The 3975-nt window shown below is 39.6% G+C and carries 4 protein-coding genes; 2 read left to right on the top strand and 2 right to left on the bottom strand.

Going from position 1 to position 3975, the window contains the following annotated elements; all coding sequences use genetic code 11:
* Positions 1 to 262: 262 nt before the first annotated feature.
* Positions 263 to 643, top strand: coding sequence for a VOC family protein (locus ACLFKQ_RS15335; RefSeq protein ID WP_449000668.1), 381 nt, complete (start codon positions 263 to 265; stop codon positions 641 to 643).
* 99 nt (positions 644 to 742) lie between these two features.
* On the opposite strand, the gene rpmB is transcribed toward ACLFKQ_RS15335, so the two are convergent.
* Both rpmB and htpG read right to left on the bottom strand, forming a co-directional pair.
* Complete coding sequence (rpmB, locus tag ACLFKQ_RS15330; RefSeq protein WP_449000667.1) at positions 743 to 979, bottom strand: 50S ribosomal protein L28; 237 nt, start codon at positions 977 to 979, stop codon at positions 743 to 745.
* A gap of 128 nt (positions 980 to 1107) precedes the next feature.
* Positions 1108 to 3087, bottom strand: coding sequence for a molecular chaperone HtpG (htpG, locus tag ACLFKQ_RS15325; protein ID WP_449000666.1), 1980 nt, complete (start codon positions 3085 to 3087; stop codon positions 1108 to 1110).
* 482 nt (positions 3088 to 3569) lie between these two features.
* Between htpG and ACLFKQ_RS15320 the strand changes: the two genes are divergently transcribed.
* Positions 3570 to 3975: DUF6444 domain-containing protein (locus ACLFKQ_RS15320; protein ID WP_448998436.1), on the top strand; the 406-nt coding region annotated here is incomplete at its 3' end.

Genomic DNA, 3975 nt, shown 5'->3' with positions numbered 1-3975 from the left:
TGGCTACTTTAATCTCTTTTTCCTTTTTGTCAACCCTGATACCTGAATCCTTACTAAAACTTTAATCATTGGAATGATGCCAAGTATTTTTAATTTATCAGCAATGTTGAGCGCGAATGGATCGAAAAGGATAATAAAATTTAAGCTGTCAAATTTGGTTGCTAAAGTATGCGATCCAAGAGATTGAGGACCGTGGTTTTATTGCAAATGTAATCTATCGTATATATACTAATGATAGTTTACTTGGTTGTATGAAAATAACATGAATTTTGCCTACAATGAGGCTTTTGTGACTATAGCCACGACCAGTAGCGAAGACTTAGTCGTTTTTTACAGTCGACTACTGCAACAGAAGCCTTTTCCCTACATTCCACAAGTTTATGCTGAGTTTAAGCTAAAAAGATTGCGTCTCGGTATTTTTCAGCCTAAAAAAGAGCGACAAATGGAATTTGCCAACTCTCAAAGCAGCAGTATGAGTATCTGCTTGGAAGTACCCAATTTAGAATTAGCGATCGCTCATTTACAAGCAATTGGCTATCCTCCTTCAGGAGAAATTATTACTGCCTCTCATGGCAGAGAAATATATACTTACGATCCCAAGGGAAATCGTCTCATTTTACATCAGTCATCACTCGACAGATAGCATAAATCCTCCTTGGTTAAGGAGGATCGGAGCGAACTAGTACTAGTTTTTATAGAAAAAAAGTATTTTGGCAATTGCCTAAAGCTAATATCATTCCAATTAATACTTGTTGAGGTTAATTCCTGCTTCTTTTGCCATTGCGTTAATGCCTTTTTTCTCCAAGGTTTTAATGGCTTTAGTAGAAAGACGTAGCCTAACACAACGATTGCCTTCGGTCCACCAAACTTTTTTCCATTGAAGATTTGCTTGCTGCAATTTCTTAGTCCGGCGGTGAGAATGAGACACTGCAAAAGCGTTATTCGCTTTTTTACCTGTAAGTTGACATTTACGAGCCACAATTAGCCTCCATTTTAACGACACAATGTTCAATTATAGCAAGATAACTATAATCTACAGACTGAGGTCGAGATAGGGATAAAGGAAAAAAGTAACTATTACTCTCTTTCCCTTTTACCCCTCAGTGTTTACTTTTGAGTTAGTTGGGTTAAAACCTTATTGGAACGTTCTACAAAAGTCTTCATACCTTCAGCATCAAAAGCTTTTTGTGCCATCAACGCTAAATCGTAAATATGTTGGCACATCAGATTGACCATCGGGTTAGTACCGTCGCCCCCGCTTTGGATAATCGTACCGCGATTTAATTCCAGTAGATTTTGAATCAAGGGATGGGCAGTATTGATTAGCAAGATGTGGTCTTCGGGAAACGCCATAGATTTTTCTTGCATTAAAGCCGTCATTTCTTGCAAGCGTCGCATGGCTTCGGGCAAGAGAACCATAGCTGGTGGTGTTGCTTGCGGATCGTCGGATTTAATCGCTTGAGTTTTGATATTAACTCTAGGTTTATCGATCGCTTTCTCGAACAGTTCTTTAATTAAGTCGTTACGAGTTTTATTAGTTTTAGGATCGACTATTTCCTGTGCTTTATCGTCTTCAACTAGAGTATTATCTAGTTCCGAATCAACGCGAGAGAATTTAACCTCAGAATATTCTCTTTCTAGAAAAGGAATGAAGTAATTAACATCGATAAAAGAGTCTAAGAAGAGAACTTCCAAACCTTGCTTTTTGTAGAGTTCTACGTAGGTACTTTGAGTATCGGGATCGCTACAGTAAATAACTCGATTTTCCTGTTTATCTTTATTGCGATCGAGATACTCTTGCAAAGTAGTGTAGGGTTCGGTAGCGGCATGATTATTTTTCTCGTCAGAGACATCCTGCCAAGCATCTCCAGATTCGGTTTGAACTTCTACCTTGGGAGTTTGTTCTTGACTGGCAGAACTATCTGGTTGATAGGTAGTGCGATAGATAATAAAATCTTCGACCTGCTTTTTAAATTTTTCATTTCTCATCGCGCCGTATTTGACAAAAGTTCCCACATCCGTCCAACAGCGAATGTATTCCTGACGGTCATCATTATAGAGTGATTTCAGGCGATCGCCGATTTTCTTGGCAATAAAGTCGGCAATACGGCGAACGGTGCGATCGTTGGTTAAAGCACTACGAGAGACGTTTAAAGGAATATCAGGACTATCGATGACACCCCGCAACGGCATCAAAAATTCGGGAATGATTTCTTCGCAGTGATCGCTGACAAATACCTGATTGCAGAAGAGTTTGATCTGTCCTTTAGATACATCTACATCCGGTTTTAGTTTGGGAAAATAGAGAATTCCGTTAAGTAAGAAAGGATAGTCGGTTTTTAGATGCACCCATAGCAGGGGATCTTCTTGATAGGGATAGAGGTAGCGATAGAATTCTAAATAATCTTCGTCTTTAAGTTCTTGAGGCGATTTTTTCCATAAAGCGTCCTGCTTGTTAATCTGTTCCCCATCGAGAACGATCTTAACCGGCATAAAGTCACAGTAAGTTTTAACTAACTGTCTGACTCTCTGGGGTTCGGCATATTCTACTTCGTCGTCTTGAAGAGTAAGAGTAATAGTAGTACCTACTTTCTGGCGATCGCTTTCGGTTAGTTCGAATTCGGGAGAACCATCACAAGACCAGTGTACCGCAGTCGCTCCTTCTTTATACGAAAGAGTATCGATCTCTACTTTTTGCGCCACCATAAACGAGGAGTAAAAACCCAAGCCAAAGTGACCGATTAAATCTTTAGCGTTTTGTTCGTACTTTTTGATAAAGTCTTCCGCACTCGAGAAAGCTACTTGGTTGATATATTTTTTAACCTCATCAGCTGTCATTCCGATACCGTTATCGGAGACAGAAATAGTTTTATTAGACTTGTCTAAAGCAATGGTAATCTTAGGTTCTTCAATCTCTTTTTGAGTTTCGCCAGCCAAAGATGCCATTTTTAACTTGGAAATAGCATCGACTGAATTAGAAATCAATTCCCGTAAGAAGATTTCGTGGTCGGTGTAAAGAGACTTCTTGATAATCGGGAAGATATTCTCGGTATGAATCGTGATGTTGCCTTTTTCAAGTACAGCCATAAGTTATTATCGTTATCTAATCGATATAAATTACTACAGTTTTAAGATCGATCTTGCCCGATCGCTTTAAATAGCTCACCTTGTGATACCCAGACAATGATGATTCGGATTTCCTCACCTCTTTAAGCAGCAAGCAATTGCCAGCGACTGGCTAAACTCAATACTAGCAAATGCGGGCGATATCGAGTATTTTAATTACAGCTACGCCGGCTCGTTAACAATTCGTAGACTCGTTCGAGTATTCAAATGAGTGCTACTTCGCATCAATCTCTTCATTTTTTCAAACGATCGCTACCGTTCGAGCGCTAGAAGCATTAATTTATTTTTTTTGTCGTCAAACTGGTAATTATTTCGAGTAAATTAAACTTTAGAAGTTCGCTGATTGGATACGTTAGAAATTGCTTCATAAGCTTGGTTTTAAAATTGTAAGGATTCAGGTATCAGGGTTGACAAAAAGGAAAAAGAGATTAAAGTAGCCAATAATGAGCGAAGCTAATCACCCCTTCAAAGCCGAAGAACTGCGCCAGTTGTCCAATGAGAAACTGGCAGAAATCGTGACTACCCAACAAAAGCTGATTGAGAAGCTAGAAAAAAGAATAGAACAACTGGAACAGAGCCTCAACCTCGACAGCCAAACCTCATCGAAACCCCCTTCAACTGACTTGCTGAAAAAAAGCGAGAGAAAACCAGAAGTAGGGTTGGAAGAAGCCAAAAAAGAGACAAAAAGAAAACCAGGAGGACAACCAGGACATCAAGGGAAGACGAGAAAAGGATTTGGGCGTGTAGACCGCTACGAAGTATTGAAACCGACCATCTGCTCCAACTGTGGAAATCAACAATGGAAGACTAAGGGGGTACGAGTAGATACTCAACAGGTAGCCCAGTTGG

The sequence above is a fragment of the Myxosarcina sp. GI1(2024) genome (assembly GCF_053543375.1).
Note: the sequence above shows the minus strand (reverse complement) of the source record. Positions and strands in the feature narration are given on the sequence as shown.

Coding starts and splice junctions, on each gene's coding strand:
- ACLFKQ_RS15335 (WP_449000668.1), top strand. CDS start 263: ATGAATTTTGCCTACAATGAGGCTTTTGTGACTATAGCCACGACCAGT.
- htpG (WP_449000666.1), bottom strand. CDS start 3,087: ATGGCTGTACTTGAAAAAGGCAACATCACGATTCATACCGAGAATATC.